Source organism: Streptomyces sp. CY-1, from assembly GCF_047218265.1.
In the GTDB taxonomy this organism is placed as follows: Bacteria; Actinomycetota; Actinomycetes; order Streptomycetales; family Streptomycetaceae; genus Streptomyces; species Streptomyces niphimycinicus.
In genome coordinates this window covers 2,078,305-2,092,929 of the sequence record NZ_CP178393.1, presented here as the reverse complement: position 1 = coordinate 2,092,929, position 14,625 = coordinate 2,078,305, and the positions used below count along the sequence as shown (strand labels likewise).

Annotated in this window: 14 protein-coding genes; 6 read left to right on the top strand and 8 right to left on the bottom strand. The window is 71.8% G+C overall.

Features of this window, described 5'->3' with window-relative positions; all coding sequences use genetic code 11:
* Window positions 1–67 precede the first annotated feature (67 nt).
* Complete coding sequence (locus tag ACK1X7_RS08690; protein ID WP_390792588.1) at window positions 68–1,351, bottom strand: MFS transporter; 1,284 nt, start codon at window positions 1,349–1,351, stop codon at window positions 68–70.
* A gap of 107 nt (window positions 1,352–1,458) precedes the next feature.
* Window positions 1,459–2,247 carry a DeoR/GlpR family DNA-binding transcription regulator gene (locus tag ACK1X7_RS08685; protein ID WP_382950261.1) on the bottom strand — a complete coding sequence of 263 codons (789 nt, stop codon included), beginning with the start codon at window positions 2,245–2,247 and terminating at the stop codon, window positions 1,459–1,461.
* 213 nt (window positions 2,248–2,460) lie between these two features.
* On the opposite strand from ACK1X7_RS08685, the gene ACK1X7_RS08680 reads away from it, so the two are divergent.
* The 5 genes from ACK1X7_RS08680 to ACK1X7_RS08660 are packed head-to-tail and all read left to right on the top strand — an operon-like array spanning window position 2,461 to window position 7,865.
* On the top strand, window positions 2,461–3,129 hold the full coding sequence (locus ACK1X7_RS08680; RefSeq protein WP_361508075.1) for an HAD family hydrolase: 669 nt from the start codon (window positions 2,461–2,463) through the stop codon (window positions 3,127–3,129).
* A gap of 5 nt (window positions 3,130–3,134) precedes the next feature.
* Window positions 3,135–4,205, top strand: coding sequence for a 2-hydroxyacid dehydrogenase (locus tag ACK1X7_RS08675; RefSeq protein WP_390792589.1), 1,071 nt, complete (start codon window positions 3,135–3,137; stop codon window positions 4,203–4,205).
* Window positions 4,202–5,662 carry an FGGY family carbohydrate kinase gene (locus ACK1X7_RS08670; RefSeq protein WP_390792590.1) on the top strand — a complete coding sequence of 487 codons (1,461 nt, stop codon included), beginning with the start codon at window positions 4,202–4,204 and terminating at the stop codon, window positions 5,660–5,662. The genes ACK1X7_RS08675 and ACK1X7_RS08670 overlap by 4 nt, the downstream gene beginning before the upstream one ends.
* Window positions 5,659–7,404: a dihydroxyacetone kinase family protein gene (locus ACK1X7_RS08665; protein WP_413114896.1), complete on the top strand. Its 1,746-nt coding sequence runs from the start codon at window positions 5,659–5,661 to the stop codon at window positions 7,402–7,404. The genes ACK1X7_RS08670 and ACK1X7_RS08665 overlap by 4 nt, the downstream gene beginning before the upstream one ends.
* Complete coding sequence (locus ACK1X7_RS08660) at window positions 7,401–7,865, top strand: ribose-5-phosphate isomerase (protein ID WP_059142953.1); 465 nt, start codon at window positions 7,401–7,403, stop codon at window positions 7,863–7,865. Before ACK1X7_RS08665 ends, ACK1X7_RS08660 begins: the two co-directional genes overlap by 4 nt.
* A 76-nt stretch (window positions 7,866–7,941) precedes the next feature.
* On the opposite strand, the gene ACK1X7_RS08655 is transcribed toward ACK1X7_RS08660, so the two are convergent.
* The 3 genes from ACK1X7_RS08655 to ACK1X7_RS08645 form a co-directional block, all read right to left on the bottom strand.
* Window positions 7,942–8,913 carry a glycoside hydrolase family 16 protein gene (locus ACK1X7_RS08655; RefSeq protein WP_385148529.1) on the bottom strand — a complete coding sequence of 324 codons (972 nt, stop codon included), beginning with the start codon at window positions 8,911–8,913 and terminating at the stop codon, window positions 7,942–7,944.
* Between the two features lie 355 nt (window positions 8,914–9,268).
* A complete protein-coding gene (locus ACK1X7_RS08650; RefSeq protein ID WP_390792592.1) occupies window positions 9,269–9,787 on the bottom strand; it encodes a cupin domain-containing protein in 519 nt (172 codons plus the stop codon).
* Between the two features lie 120 nt (window positions 9,788–9,907).
* On the bottom strand, window positions 9,908–10,972 hold the full coding sequence (locus ACK1X7_RS08645) for an NAD(P)H-dependent flavin oxidoreductase (protein ID WP_413114895.1): 1,065 nt from the start codon (window positions 10,970–10,972) through the stop codon (window positions 9,908–9,910).
* 178 nt (window positions 10,973–11,150) lie between these two features.
* Between ACK1X7_RS08645 and ACK1X7_RS08640 the strand changes: the two genes are divergently transcribed.
* On the top strand, window positions 11,151–11,777 hold the full coding sequence (locus tag ACK1X7_RS08640; protein ID WP_390792594.1) for an NADPH-dependent F420 reductase: 627 nt from the start codon (window positions 11,151–11,153) through the stop codon (window positions 11,775–11,777).
* Between the two features lie 112 nt (window positions 11,778–11,889).
* On the opposite strand, the gene ACK1X7_RS08635 is transcribed toward ACK1X7_RS08640, so the two are convergent.
* The 3 genes from ACK1X7_RS08635 to ACK1X7_RS08625 all read right to left on the bottom strand — a co-directional run bounded on the left by ACK1X7_RS08635 (window position 11,890) and on the right by ACK1X7_RS08625 (window position 14,584).
* Window positions 11,890–12,543: a class I SAM-dependent methyltransferase gene (locus ACK1X7_RS08635; protein ID WP_413114894.1), complete on the bottom strand. Its 654-nt coding sequence runs from the start codon at window positions 12,541–12,543 to the stop codon at window positions 11,890–11,892.
* Between the two features lie 113 nt (window positions 12,544–12,656).
* Entirely contained in the window at window positions 12,657–13,826 is a 1,170-nt protein-coding gene (locus ACK1X7_RS08630; protein ID WP_390792596.1) for an aminotransferase, read from the bottom strand.
* Window positions 13,827–14,044: 218 nt separating this feature from the next.
* Window positions 14,045–14,584, bottom strand: coding sequence for a YbhB/YbcL family Raf kinase inhibitor-like protein (locus ACK1X7_RS08625; protein ID WP_383148227.1), 540 nt, complete (start codon window positions 14,582–14,584; stop codon window positions 14,045–14,047).
* Window positions 14,585–14,625: the final 41 nt, after the last annotated feature.

Below are 14,625 nucleotides of genomic sequence, written 5' to 3'. Positions count from 1 at the left end.
GGCCCGCCCGGCCCGGCCGCTCTCGGGGTGCGGCGGGCCGGTGCGGGTGCCCCCGGCGTAGCAGGGTTCAGGCGGATGTGGTGGTCGAGGCCGTGTCGGTGCGGGGCTGCCGGCCGGTCGTCGTGTCCGGGGCCGGGGGCTTGTCACCCTGCTCCTCGGGGAGCTTCAGCAGGAGTGTCAGCACGAAGGCGACCAGGTAGAGGGCGAGGAAGATCAGGGTGACTCCGCCGGCGCCGAAGAGGGGGAAGAAGAGGCTGGCGATCGCCGGACCGACGAAGGCCGCGCCGCCCGCGCCCAGGTTGAGCAGGGCCATCGAACCTCCCTTGTTCTCCGGGGCCATTGACGGGATGAGCGCCGAGATGGGGACGAATCCCGCGAGGGTGGCGCCGTAGAACATGCCCGCGAGCACCGCGACCCAGTAGTAGTCCGCGCCGAGCCACGTCGGTACGAAGTACAGCGTCGTGACGCTGATCGCGCAGCCCAGCGCGCCGAAGCCCGCGATGGTGGTGCGCCAGCCGATGCGGTCGGAGAGGACGCCGAAGATGAGGTTGAAGAAGATGTTGGTGCCGTAGATGATCGCCAGCAACTGGAGCCACTTGTCCTCGCCGAAGCCGACGTCGTCGGAGAAGATCCGCGGCAGGTACACCAGCATGCCGAACTCCGGGGCCGTGTTGATGACCCGGACCAGGCAGCCCACCAGCACGCGCGGATGGGTCCAGATGATGGAGACGGAGTTGAGCAGGCTCTGGCCGGTGGTGACCTCCGGCGGTGCCATCCGGTCGCCGCCGGGCCTCCTGCGGGCGCCGACCAGGGCGATGGCGCCGCCGAGGAGGATCAGGGCGAGCGCCGACCACAGCGTGCCCAGGCGGCCGAACGCGGGGATCGTCAGGCTCGACCACAGCGAGCCGAGGGTGGGCAGGCCGCCGGTGAAGGCGAAGTAGAACCAGCCCACCGCGGTGCCCAGCCGGGCCTTCGGCGCCGTGTTGGTGATCCATACGAGGAAACCGAACGCGAAGAGCGGGTAGCCGAAGCCCCGGATGCCGTAGAAGAGCAACATCAGCGGGTAGTTCTCGGTGCCCAGCGCGAAGAGCAGGTACGCGGCGTCGAAGACGGCCCAGATCGCCAGGCCCGTCCACATCACCCGGCGTGGCCCCCACACCTGACAGAGCGCGCCGGAGAACCACGACGCAAGCATGACGGCGATGCCGTACACGGTGATGACGTACCCGGCGCGTACGTCCGTCGACGCGCCGTGGTCGGCCATGTAGGGGGCGATGAACCCGGCTTCGACACCATCGCCGATCATGAACAGGAGTACGCCCAGATAGCCCAGGATCAAGGGTTTCGGCATCGCTCGACCTCCACTCTGCGGTGATGTAAGGAGTACGACCGCAGATACTCAAGCGCGCCGAGAGAAATATCAAGGGCCTTGGTAAAGATAACGGGATCGAGTGGTAACTACTCCGTCTCGACGACCCGCACATCCGTCAGCTCGCGCATCTCCCGCACCAGCTCCCCGTCCACCGGGCCGGTCAGCAGAACGTGGTCGAAGGAGTCCACGCCCTCCAACTGGTGCAGCGCCCGGCGGCCCACCTTGCTGTGGTCCATGAGCAGCAGGCTCGTCGCGCCCGCCTGCCGGGTCGCCCGCTTGATGCTGACGATCTCCTGCTCCTGGTGGAACGTCATGCCCGCGGTCATCGCGGAGGTGGAGAGCACGCTCAGATCGACGGAGATGCCGCCGATCATGTCCATCGCCGGCAGGCCGATCCATGAGTCATGGGTGCGCGAGTACTCGCCGCCCACGCAGATCAGCCGGATGCCCTCGGCGCCCCTCAGCTCCTCGGTGATCAGGCGGTAGTTGGTCACCACGGTCAGCGGCCCCACCTCGGGCAACAGCCGCGCCAGGGCCAGCGCCGAGGTCGAGTCGTCCAGCATCACCGACATCCCCGGGGCCACGAACGGCAGGGCTGCGTGGGCCAGTGCCCGCTTCTCGTCGGCGTGTGCGTGCAGCCGGAAGTCCGAGCTGGACTCGAAGACCATCGAGGGCTGTGCGGAGACGCCGCCGTGGTACTTGCGCAGGATGCCGCGGTCCGCCAGTTCGGCGATGTCCCGGTGGACCGTCATCAGGCTGACGCCGGTCAGCTCGACCAGTTCGGCGACGGTGGCGTCCCCCCGGGCCAGAACGTGGTCGACGATCACTTGGTGCCGCTGCTGCCGCGCGCCGCGCGACGACGGGGGAGTAGTCATGCCCCCATCCTGCCGTGTTCGTTTCTCACATAGAACCAGTGACAACTCACGCCACCAATGTTAATTTCGCTGTGCCGGACACCGCCGGGGGCTACGGACAGCGCCCCGGTGCGACGGGCACTGCCCAGTGCGACGGGCACCGCCCCTCGTGACGGGCACCGCCCGGTGCTCCGGCACAGCCAGAGATCATCAGCCAGGAGATCAGGGGTACGCATGGCCGACGCAGTGGTCTTCGACATGGACGGCGTACTGGTGGAGAGCGAGCATCTGTGGGAAGAGCTGTGGGCCGGATACGCCGCCGCACGCGGCCGCACATGGGGCCCGGACCAGACGCGCGACGTCCAGGGGATGAGCGCCCCCGAGTGGGCCGCCTACCTCACCCGGTTCTGCGGGGCGGGTGACTCCGCGGAGAGCACCGAGGAGGTCGTCGTCGACGGCATGGTCCAGGCGCTGGCAGACGGCCGCATCGGCCTGCTGCCCGGAGCGCGGGAGATGATCACCGCCACCGCCGAGCTCGCCCCCATCGCGCTCGCCTCCTCCGCGCCGCGCCGGGTCATCGACGCCGTCCTCGTCCACCACGGTGTCGACCACCACTTCAAGGCGACCGTCTCCAGCGCCGAGGTGGAGCGCGGCAAGCCGAGCCCGGACGTCTATCTGGCCGCCGCCCGTACCCTCGGCGTGGCCCCGGAGCGCTGTCTGGCGGTGGAGGACTCCAGCAACGGACTGCGCGCCGCCGCGGCCGCCGGGATGACCGTGGTGGCCATCCCCAATCCGCAGTACCCACCCGCCGACGACGCCCTGGCGGCCGCCGCCTACCGTTCTGCGGACCACCATGCCGTACGTGACTTCCTGCTCAGCAGGCTCGACACCCGAGGGGAGTGACCGACATGACCGCGGTCCTGGCATCCGGCGACGACTTCATCGCCCCCGAACTCTTCGCCGCCGCTCTGAGCGAGAGCCTGCCCTCCGCCGGGCTGAGCTTCCGCACCCTGCGCACCCGCTGGCCGAACGAACCCTTCGGCCCGGTGGGCGCCGACGGGCAGGGGAACGGGGGTGTGAAGGAGGCCAGCGGCACCGAGGAGCAGGTGCTCGAGGCGCTCGGCGACGCGAGTGTCGCCCTGACCCAGATGGCTCCGTTCACCGCCCGTGTCATCCGCGAGTCGCCCCATCTGAAGTTCATCGGCGTGGCCCGTGGCGGCCCGGTCAACGTGGACCTGGCCGCCGCCACCGCCGCCGGGATACCCGTCACCTTCACACCGGGCCGCAACGCCGCCGCTGCCGCCGAATTCACCATCGGCCTGATCCTCGCCGCCATGCGCCACCTCACCTTCGCCGACGCGGCCCTCAAGGAGGGCACCTGGCGCGGTGACTACTACGCCTACGAGAACGCGGGGCTGGAACTCGACGGCGCCACCACCGGCCTCATCGGGTACGGAGCCATCGGCTCCATCGTGGCCCGTGTGCTGCGCGCCTTCGGCGCACACGTCCTGGTCGCCGATCCGTACACGGATCCGGCCCGGGCGCGGGCCGACGGTGTCGAGCTCACCACCCTGGACGACCTGCTGCGGCGCAGCTCCGTGGTGAGTCTGCACGCCCGGGTCACCCCCGAGACCCGGCATCTGCTGAACGCCGGCAACCTCGCGCTCCTGCCCGAGGGCGCCATCCTCGTCAACTCGGCCCGCGGCGAGCTGCTCGACTACGCCCCGCTGCCCGGCCTGCTGGAGTCCGGCCGGCTCGGCGCGCTCGCCCTGGACGTCTACGACATCGAGCCGCCCCCGGCCGACTGGCCGCTGCACAAGGCCCCCCGTGTCATCACCACGCCGCATCTGGCGGGCGCCACCCGGCAGACCGCCGACCGGGCCGCCCTGATCACCGCTGCCGAGGCCGCCCGCTTCCTGCGCGGCGAACCGCTGCGACACGTGGCCAATCCGGAGGTGCTGACCGGGGGCCGGCCATGATCGTCGGAGTCGACATCGGCACCTCGGTCACCAAGGCCCAGCTCATCGCCCGCGACGGCCGGACCACCCCCGCCCACGAGGCCCGCAGCACCGTCTACACGCTGCCCGGACACCGCGTCGAGCAGGACCTGGACGATGTCGTGGGCACCGTGGAGACCGTCGTACGGGCGGCACTCGCCGACGCCGCGCAACTGGGCGACGAACCGGCCGAGGCCCTGGCCCTCACCGGGCAGGGCGACGGCCTGTGGCTGCGCGACGCCACGGGCGCCCCCGTCGGCCGCGCGCTGTCCTGGATGGACGGCCGGGCCGCGGACCGGCTCGACCGGTGGACCGCCGACGGCACCCTGCACGCCCTGCACCGGCGCACCGGCGTCGGCCTCTTCCCCGGCTCCGCGGCACCCCTGCTGGCGCATCTGGCCGAGCACGAGCCGGAGCGGCTGGCGGCGGCCCACGTCGCCGGATACTGCGTGGACGCCGTCGTACAGCGGCTGACCGGCGCCGTGACCGTCGATGTCTCCGACGCCTCGCAGCCGTTCCTCGACGTCGCCACCCGTACCTACGACGAGACCGCGCTCGAGCTGTGCGGACTGTCCGCACACCGCCGGCTGCTGCCGGATCCGGCCCCGCCCGGCACTCTGCACCGGCTGCTGCCCGACGCCGCCCGGCGGCTGGGCCTGCCCGCCGGGCTGCCGGTCTCCGCCGGTCCATTCGACATCCCGGCCTGCGCCTTCGGCTCGGGCGTGGCCGAACCGGGCGAGGGCAATCTCATCATCGGCACCACCCTCGCCGCCCAGGTCCTCGACACCGAGCCGCGCCCGGCCATGGCCGAGGACCCGGCCGGGATGCTGCTGGCGACCCCGTACGAGAACCGCTATCTGCGGGTCATGCCCGCCATGATCGGCACCGCGGGCCTGGACTGGCTGCTGAAACTGCTCGACGTCAAGATCGAGGCGCTGGACGCGCTGCTCGTCCAGTCCCCGCCCGGCGCCGCGGGCGTCACCGCGCTGCCGTTCCTGTCCGCCAGCGGCGAGCGCGCACCCTTCGTCGACCCGCGGGCCCGTGGCCGCCTCGACGGCCTGTCCCCGCTGGCCGGCCGCGCCGACCTGGTACGGGCGCTGTGCGAGGCCGTCGCCTACTCGGCCCGGCACTGCATGGAAACCCTCGGCGTCACCCGCACCGTCACCGCCTGCGGCGGCGGCGCGCGCTCCGGCGAGTGGGCACGCATCTTCGCCGGTGTCCTCGGGGGCGACCTGGAGGTCTGCGACGACGCCGTGGGCATCCGCGGTGCGGCCCAGGTCGCCTGGCGCTCCCTGGGCACACCGGCCGACCCCGGTGCCTGGCGCGCCCGCCTCCGTACCGTGACCGCCGAGCGCGGGCTGATCGACCACTACGCCGAGGGCTACGCCGCCTACCGCCACGCCCTCGACATCGCACGCGAAGGCTGGAGCACCCGATGACCAGGCTCTTCAACGACCCCGCCAGGTTCACCGACGACATGATCACCGGGTTCGCCGCCGCCCACCAGGAACACGTACGGGCCGTGCCCGGCGGTGTGGTGCGCGCCCGCCCCACCCGTACCGGAAAGGTGGCCGTCCTCACCGGTGGCGGCTCCGGCCACTACCCCGCCTTCTGCGGTGTGGTCGGCCCCGGATTCGCCGACGGTTCGGTCATCGGCGATGTGTTCACCTCCCCGTCGGCCGCCCGTGCCCGCTCGGTCGCCGAGGCGGCGGAGGCGGGCGGAGGTGTCCTCTTCCTCTTCGGCAACTACGCCGGGGACGTGATGAACTTCGGCCTCGCGGCACGGCAGTTGACGGACGACGGCATTCCCGCCCGCTGCTTCGCCGTCACCGATGACATCGCCTCCGCCCCCGCCGACCAGACGGCGCGGCGGCGGGGCATCGCGGGCGGCCTCGTCGTCTTCAAGACCGCGTCGGCGGCGGCCGAGGAAGGCGCCGGTCTGGACGAGGTCGTGCGCGTGGCCGAGCACACCAACGCCCGTACCCGCACGCTCGGAGTGGCCTTCGACGGCTGCACCCTGCCGGGCTCCGACGCGCCCCTGTTCACCGTTCCCGAGGGCCGCCTGGGCCTCGGTCTCGGCATCCACGGCGAACCGGGGGTCAGCGAGGACACCCTGGGCACCGCCGAGGACCTGGCCCGCGTCCTGGTGGCGGGGCTGCTGGCGGACCGGCCCGCGGACACCGGCGGCGAGGGGCGGGTCGCGGTCGTCCTCAACGGCCTCGGCGCCACCAAGTACGAGGAGCTGTACGTGCTGTGGGGCGCCGTGGCCCGGCTGCTGGACGAGGCGGGGCTCACACCCGTACGCCCCGAGGTCGGCGAACTCGTCACCAGCCTCGACATGGCCGGTTGCTCCCTCACCCTGAGCTGGCTGGACGACGAGCTGGAACGCCTGTGGCTCGCACCCGCCGACACCCCGGCCTTCCGCCGGGGGACACCGCGGGAATCCCCGGTGGACGACGCCGCCGTACGGCCCGCCGCCGCCCCGCGCCGCCCGGAGCGGTCCGCCGCCACGGCGTCCGGCGCGGCCGTCGAGGCCGCGGAGCTGGCCGTCCACGCACTGCGCGCCGCCCGCGACGTACTGCACCGGGACGCCGAGGACCTGGGCAGGCTGGACGCGGTGGCGGGCGACGGCGATCACGGCCGTGGCATGTGCAAGGGCGTCGACGCGGCACTGGTGGCCGCCGAGAAGGCACACACCGATCGGCTCGCCCCGGCGGCGGTGCTGGCCGCCGCCGGTGATGCCTGGGCGGCGGAGGCCGGGGGCACCTCGGGTGCGCTGTGGGGCGTGGCGCTGCGCGCCATCGGCGCCGCACTGCCGGCCGACCGGGCGCCTGGACGCGAGGAACTGGCGTCCGCCGCCACGGCCGCGCTCACCGCCGTCACCTCGCTCGGCGGGGCCGAGGTGGGCGACAAAACCCTGGTCGACGCCCTCGCGCCATTCGCCACCGCGTTCGCGGCACGGCTGCGGACCGGAGTTCCGGTGGCCGAGGCGTACGCGTCCGCCGTGGCCGAAGCCCGTACGGCCGCCGAGGACACCGCCGCCCTGCGCCCCCGCCTGGGCCGCGCCCGCCCCCTCGCCGAGCGCAGCGTGGGCACCCCCGACCCCGGAGCCACCTCACTCGCCGCGGTGCTGACCGCGGTGGCCACCCTCCACACGACGACAGGAAGCGATCCCGTATGACCACCGCGAACGCGTTCCGGATCGTCGTCGGCTGTGACGACGCCGGATACGACTACAAGGAAGCCCTCAAGCGGGATCTGCTGGCCGACCCCCGGGTCGCCGAGGTCATCGACGTCGGCGTGGGCAGCGATGAGCACACCGCCTACCCGCATGTCGCGGTGGAAGCGGCCCGCCGCGTCGCCGAGGGCACCGCCGACCGCGCCCTCCTGGTGTGCGGCACCGGCCTCGGCGTGGCCATCAGCGCCAACAAGGTCCCCGGCATCCGCGCGGTCACCGCCCACGACAGCTACTCCGTGCGCCGCTCGGTCCTCAGCAACAACGCCCAGGTGCTCTGCTTCGGCCAGCGCGTCATCGGGCTGGAACTCGCCCGTTCGCTCACCGACGACTGGCTCGCGCAGAGCTTCGACGAGACCTCCCCGTCGGCGGAGAAGGTCGCCGCGATCCGGAGCTACGAGGGCTAGGACGGACCGGCGAGGTCGGGCTCCACGACCACAACCGGATCGTGGAGACCGACCTCGCCGGGAAACCGTGTTGTCGCTACTGGCTCACCTTGACGGAGAACCAGTCCACGCTCATCCCCTCACCGGAGGTGGTGTCCGCCGCCGGTGAGGTGCAGCCGCAGACCTTGTTCGGGTAGGAGCCGCCGACCGCCACGTTGAAGATGGCGAAGAATCCGTGGTCGACCGCCTTCTTCCAGGTCTCGGCGGACACCTGGTTCTGCTTCACCGTGAAGGTTTCCTTGCCGTCGAGGTAGAAGCGCAGTTGCTCGGCGGAGGTGTCGGTGCGATCCACGATCACGGAGTACGTGTGGTAGTCGGTCTGACAGCCGTCGCACGGCAGCAGGTCGCTGGTGATCCCGTCCGGATCGTGGCACTCACCGGCCCACTCCCCGCAGTGGAAGGTGTTCGAGTGCTTGCTCAGCCCGTTGACGTTCTCCATGATGTCCAGCTCGCCGATGCTCGGCCAGTTGGTGGCGCCGGTCGGACGGGCGTCGGCGCCCATGGCCCAGAAGGCGGGCCAGATTCCCAGGGCCTTCTCCGGGTTGGGCTGCTTGAGCGAGGCACTGATCTCCAACTGCCCACCGGCCGGGGCCTCGAAGTCGGTGCGCTGGGTCTCCACCCGGCCGGACGTCCACTTCCCGGAACCGTCGCGGATCGGCTTGATCACCATGTGACCCTCGCCGTCGTGGTAGACGTTCTCGGTCGAGTCCGTGACCGACTCGACCTCCCCGGTACCCCAGTTCGGGGCGCCACCCGGGTAGCCGGTGCCGATGTCGTACAGCCAGTCGTCCTTGTTCAGACCGGTGCCCGCCGCGCCGTCGAAGTCGTCCTGGAAGACGGTGGTCCACTCGGCCGCGGCGGTGGGTTCACCCGCGGCGGCGGTGTTGGAGGACACGGTGAGAGCCAGCAGTCCGGTCAGCGGAAGCGACAGGGCGGCCACGAAGGCCAGTACGCGTCGTCGGCGGCGGGGCTTGGCCTCCGCCGTCGTATGTGAGGTGATCCTGAACATGTGGGGGGCTGCTTTCCTTCGAAGGACCGTCGGTGACGGGGTGTGCGAGCCCCCATAGCCCGCTCCTGGCGTGGGGTGTGATGGAGGCGGGGCTACGGGGACTCGGGCACAGGGACAGAGCGCGAGCGCCATCGGGTCGAGAGAGCGCTCACACAGAACGACTGTCTTGGACCCTGCCCTTGCCGGTCAAGAGCCGCGCCGAGTTCACCAGTTGAACGTAAGCCCGTCGGATGGCCGCGACCTCACGGAAGTATCGCTTCCCCCACTTCAGAATTGGAGACATACGCGGGCTGTCCGCACCCGCGCATGCCAACTCTTGACGGCACGCCAGGGCGGACCGCATCAGGGACCGGGACTACTCCGTCCCGGGTTCGAAGTCCTCCACGAAGTAGCTGTCGTGCCGGATGCGGAACCGCTTGAGTTCCTCGCCGCCGCGCCGGGTCATCTCCGCGACCCGCTCGAAGTACTCCTCGCGGGGAGCGCCCGGGGCGAAGAGCAGGAGCATGGACACGGGCTCGTCCGCCACGTTCTTGAACGCGTGCAGGCCACCGACCGGTACGTACAGGAAGTCGCCCTCGCGGCCGGTGATCCACTTCTCGCCGTTGTAGAGCTCCAGCTTGCCCGAGAGGATGTAGAACGACTCGGAGATGGCCTTGTGGAAATGGGTCTTGGGCCCGCCGGACCGTGGCCCCATCTCCACCTTGTAGAGGCCGAATTCGCCGCCGGTCGACTCGCTGGTGGCGAGATAGTGGGTCGAGCCGCCGGGTGAGGAGAGGTCCGGCGGGGTGCCGGCCGGGCGGAAGGTCGCGTTCACTTCGCCCCTGTCGCCGTGGTAGCGAGGCTCCGGGTATTCGAGGTCTTCCGGGTAGGACATGGTGTGCTCCTTTCGGCAGGTCTCCACTGGCATGATGGCTCCGCCCCGAGAAGGCGGCATCGGGCTTCCGAACGACCTTGGTGGTCGTTGAAACGGGGCCGGAGACCTAAGCCCGTCTCGTCAGTCGGAATCCCGGCCGGGGAGCGCCCCGCGCAGGCGGGCCACCGCGCCGGTGGCGAGTTCGCGGATCACGTCCGCGGCGGGTTCGATCCTCGTGACGGCGCCGACCGACTCGCCCGCGTAGAGCGGCATCGCGTCCACCTGCCCGGTCACGGTCCGGGTCGGGCAGAACGGACTGGATGCCGGGACCGGCACGGTGGCACCGGCCAGCACGATCTCGCCCGCCACATCCGTGTCGAGGCCGCGGGCGCGGTCGACGCAGGCCGAGAGGACCCGGTGCGGTGCGTCGGGCCACATGACCGAGAACTGCGTGGTGAGCACGGTGTCTGCGGCACCGGCCCGGATCAGGGCCTGCTGATACTCCGGGTGCGCGTCGGCTTCGGTCGTGGCGATGAACCGGGTCCCGATACGAGCGGCATCGGCGCCGGCGGCGAGGACCGCCGCCACGGATCTCGCGGTGGCGATGCCGCCTGCCGCGACCACGGGGATGTCGACATGCTCCACCACCTCGCAGAGCAGCGGCAGCAGGGCCCGGGATCCGCGGACGTGGCCGCCCGCCTCCGCTCCCTGGACGACGACGAAGTCGCACCCCGTGTCGGCCGCCTCCCGTGCCTCCGCCACCGAGCCGACCTGCCACGCGGCGAGCGCCCCGCCCGCCTTGCCCCGAGCGACCAGCCGAGGGGAGGGGGCCGCCCAGAAGAACTCGACGACGGACATCCGCTCCGCGGCGATGTCGACGCACACCGGGTCCTGGAGGACGGGAAGGGCGAAATTGACCCCCACCGGACGGGTGGTTCGCCGCCGTACGTCCTCCAGCAGCCCGGTGAGGGCCTCCGGTGTCGCCATCGGGAAGGCGACCATGCCGAGGCCACCGGCCTCGGAGACCGCGGCCGCGAGGTCCACGCCACTCACCCAGCCCATACCGGCCTGCTGGACGGGCACCGTGCAGCCGACGAGTTCCGTGAAGCGGGTCCGCAGGGCCGGTGGTGTGGTCGCCATGGTCCGATGGAACAGGCCCGCCGCCGTGCGGGGCGGCTCCGACGCGGCCGCTCCGGAGTGTGTCACGCGCAAGGCGTAGCACGGGCTCGGGACCCGGCCTCCCAGCGGGATACGACGTGTGCCGGGCCCGCTCGCTCCCGCTTCCGCTCCTGTTCGCGATATGCGCCGGGGCCGGGTGCATGACCCGCGGGGCGGGGGTTACCCGGTTGGTGGCCCACCCGTGGACGAGGAAGGGAAGCACGCCGTGCGCATCGGAATCATCGGAGCGGGCCGCATCGGCTCGACGCTGGCCCGCCACTTCACCGCGATCGGCTACGACGTGGCGCTCGCCAACTCCCGTGGCCCGGACACCCTGGCCGACCTGGTGGCCGACATCGGTGGCCCGATCCGCGCGGTGACCGCCGAGGAGGCGGCGCGGTTCGGCGAGGCGGTGGTCGTGTCCATCCCCTACGGCCGCTACCAGGAGCTGCCGACCGAGCCGCTGCGCGGCAAGGTCGTGATGGACACCTGCAACTACTACCCCGAGCGGGACGGACACGACCCGGAGCTCGACGGCGACGCCACCACCTCCAGCGAGAAGATCCAGGCCCACACCGGCGCCAACCTGGTCAAGGCGTTCAACGCGATCTACTGGGAGAACCTGCGCGACCACGCCCGCCCCCAGGGCGCCACCGACCGGGTGGCCATCCCGCTGTCCGGCAACGACGAGGAGGCCAAGGCCGCGGTGGCCGGGCTGATCCGCGATATCGGCTTCGACGCCGTGGACGCCGGGCACCTGGGCGAGGGCGGCCGCAAGCACCAGCCGGGCAGTCGCGTCTACGCCACCGAGATGTCGTCCGCCGAGACCAGCGCCCTGCTGCACGTGGCCTGAGACGAGGGGCCGCTGACCCTCGCCGGACCCGGACCCGGACCCGGACCCGGACCCGGACCCGGACCCGGACCCGGACCCGGACCCGGACCCGGGCCCGGACCCGGGCCCGTTCTCAGGCGGGGGTGGCCGGTGGTTCCGCGACGCCGATGAACTTCCCGGCCACCAGCCGGATATGGGCCGACCAGCCCAGCGCCGTGAGGTCGGCGGTGAGCGAGGAGGGGTCGTGGAACACCTTCACGATGCGGTACTGGCTACCGTCATCGAGTCGGCGCACGGCCATCGGAGTGGGCTGGCCGGAGCGGACGTCCTCCTCGGCGGACGCGGCGGGACCGTCATCGATGAAGACCGCCTTGCCACCCGGGGCGAGTGCGGAGGCGGCGGTGTTCCAGAAGCCGGGCAACCGCGCCGGTGGCACGTGGGAGAGCCAGAAGGCGAAGAACACCGTGTCGTAGCGGCGCGGCGGCCGCCACTCGAAGAGGTCGGCCTGAACGAACTGGACGGTGGCGGACGCGGTACGCGCACGAGCGAGGGCCAGCACCTCAGCCGCCGCGTCCACGGCCGTCACCGAACGCGCCCGCGTGGCGAGCAACGAGGTCCACTGCCCCGTCCCGCACGCCAGCTCCAGCACATCCCCGGCGATCGGGAGGTCATCGACGGCGGCCAGCAACTCCCGCAGGTCCTCGCGCTCCGCGTACGGCCGGTCGTATTCCGCCGCGCCCGCCCTGTAGTAGGCGAGCTGCTCGGTCAGAAGAGCGTCGTCATCCACTGCGGGTTCCTCCCGGTACGGCCGGAGCCGAGCACCCTGCCCGGTCGCCACCGCCACCCTCGGCCTTGACCCTCGGGCAAGGTCAAGAGCCAGGTCGGCCGCGGCCCGCGGGGTCAGCCAAGGAGATCCTTGGCCATCAGCTCGAGCCGCCCGGCGAATTCGCTGAGCCCGGCCCGGTCCACGTTGCCGAAGCTGACCCGGAAGACCTGGCGGTCGTGGGGCAGGAAGGCGGTGCCCGGGATGACGAGCGTGTCGTAGCGGGTGATGAGGTCGCGCACGACGTCGTCGGTGCCGCGGTCGGCGAAGGGGTGGCGGACCCAGCCGAAGAACCCTCCGCAGCTCAGCAGCTCGAAACCGCCCGGCCGCTCGGCCAGCACGGTCTCCAGCCAACGCCGCTTCTCCGTGGCCTCGTTGGCGCGCGCACGCCGCCATTCCTGGGCCGAGGTCAGCCCGGCCCAGGCGGCCTCCTGCCCGACGCGTGGCGGGCAGATCGCCACGCAGTCGAGCAACTTCATCACCTCGCGGTTCAGCTCGGGCGAGGCGACGACGGCGCCCACCCGGTAGCCGGGAATCGCGAGGTCCTTGGAGAAGCTGTGCAGGCTGACCAGGGTCCGGGCCCAGTCCGGCTCGGCGAACAGGTCGTGCGCCGGGCGCACGGTGTCGCGGAACGAGCGGTAGGTCTCGTCCACGATCAGCGCGATATCGTGCCGCTTCGCCACCGCGTAGAAGTCCGCGAGCACATCCGGCGGAATGGTGACACCGCTCGGGTTGCCCGGGGTGACCAGCACGATCGCCCTGGTACGCGGGGTGATGAGCGCTTCGGCCGCCTCCGGGTCGGGCACGAGATCGGGCCCGGGCTCCAGGTAGCGCGGCACCACGCCGTTCATGCGCAGCCACATGTCGTAGTTGAAGTAGTACGGCAGGACTTCGATGACCTCGTCGCCCGGCTCGGTGAGGGCCTGCGCGACCAGGCAGAACGCCTGGTTGCAGCCAGCGGTGACGACCATCTGGTCAGCCCCCACCGGGCTCTGGTAGCCCCGGCTGAGGTCGGCGGCGAAGGCATCCCGCAGCCGGGGCAGTCCGGGGCTCGGCACATACGCGGCGCCGTTCGGCTCGTGCGCGACCTTGGCGACGTGCTCGACCATCTCGGGCGCGGGCGGATAGCTCGGCGCGGCCTGAGCCAGATCGAGCAGCGCCCGCTCGCCGCTGCGGCCCGCCAGCAGGGCATACGTCGCGCCCATCGGCGAATCGATCTCCTGCACGGTGCGCGGGCTGAGTCGCACGTCGGCGCTCCTTCACGGGTGGCGGGCCGCTGTAGGTTCACCGCGATGCTACCGACCTCAGCAGTTGTCGCCCACCGCGTCGATCTTCGAGCCGAACCGGCCGCTGTAGTGCCCGGCGTGGTCGCCCTTGCGGACCGAGTGGCCCGTCCCGTCCTGGAACCGCCACCGGCAGATCGCGTTGCTCGCGCAGGCGGGCCGCGCCCTGGACCCGCTGTGCGTCAGGCGGGGGTTTCGGCGGTGGCGGTCAGGACCGCGCGGCCGAGGATGTGTCCGGCCATGGTGAAGCCGAGGACGGCCGGGGTGGCGTCGGCCGGGACGCCGATGGACTCGACGTCGAGGGCGTGCACCACGACGAAGTAGCGGTGCGGACCGTGTCCGGCCGGCGGGGCGGCGCCTATGAAGCGGGCTGCGCGGGCGTCGTTGGGCAGTTGGAAGGCACCCTCGGGCAGGCCCGAGCCGGTGTCGTCGCCGGCGTCCTCGGGCAGCTCGGTGACGGTGGCGGGGATGTCGGCGACCGCCCAGTGCCAGAACCCGGACCCGGTGGGGGCGTCGGGGTCGTAGACGGTGACGGCGTAGCTCTTGGTGCCTTCCGGGGCGCCGCTCCAGGAGAGCTGCGGGGAGGCGTCCTTCCCGCCGGGGACGCCGGAGATGCCGGAGAACTGCTCGATCGACCAGGCGGCCCCGTCGGTGACGGTGGTGCTGGTGACGGTGAAGGAGGCCGCCTCGGGGAGGCGGGCGAAGGGGTCGTTGGCGCTCATCGCGTCGTTCCTTTCGGACCGTGTTGTGAGGGTGGTGGTGA

Bases quoted from the DNA above. Each gene is read 5' to 3' on its own strand.
- ACK1X7_RS08660 (WP_059142953.1), top strand. From the start codon at position 7,401: ATGACCACCGCGAACGCGTTCCGGATCGTCGTCGGCTGTGACGACGCC.
- ACK1X7_RS08675 (WP_390792589.1), top strand. From the start codon at position 3,135: ATGACCGCGGTCCTGGCATCCGGCGACGACTTCATCGCCCCCGAACTC.
- ACK1X7_RS08690 (WP_390792588.1), bottom strand. From the start codon at position 1,351: ATGCCGAAACCCTTGATCCTGGGCTATCTGGGCGTACTCCTGTTCATG.
- ACK1X7_RS08650 (WP_390792592.1), bottom strand. From the start codon at position 9,787: ATGTCCTACCCGGAAGACCTCGAATACCCGGAGCCTCGCTACCACGGC.
- ACK1X7_RS08685 (WP_382950261.1), bottom strand. From the start codon at position 2,247: ATGACTACTCCCCCGTCGTCGCGCGGCGCGCGGCAGCAGCGGCACCAA.
- ACK1X7_RS08670 (WP_390792590.1), top strand. From the start codon at position 4,202: ATGATCGTCGGAGTCGACATCGGCACCTCGGTCACCAAGGCCCAGCTC.
- ACK1X7_RS08625 (WP_383148227.1), bottom strand. From the start codon at position 14,584: ATGAGCGCCAACGACCCCTTCGCCCGCCTCCCCGAGGCGGCCTCCTTC.
- ACK1X7_RS08665 (WP_413114896.1), top strand. From the start codon at position 5,659: ATGACCAGGCTCTTCAACGACCCCGCCAGGTTCACCGACGACATGATC.
- ACK1X7_RS08655 (WP_385148529.1), bottom strand. From the start codon at position 8,913: ATGTTCAGGATCACCTCACATACGACGGCGGAGGCCAAGCCCCGCCGC.
- ACK1X7_RS08680 (WP_361508075.1), top strand. From the start codon at position 2,461: ATGGCCGACGCAGTGGTCTTCGACATGGACGGCGTACTGGTGGAGAGC.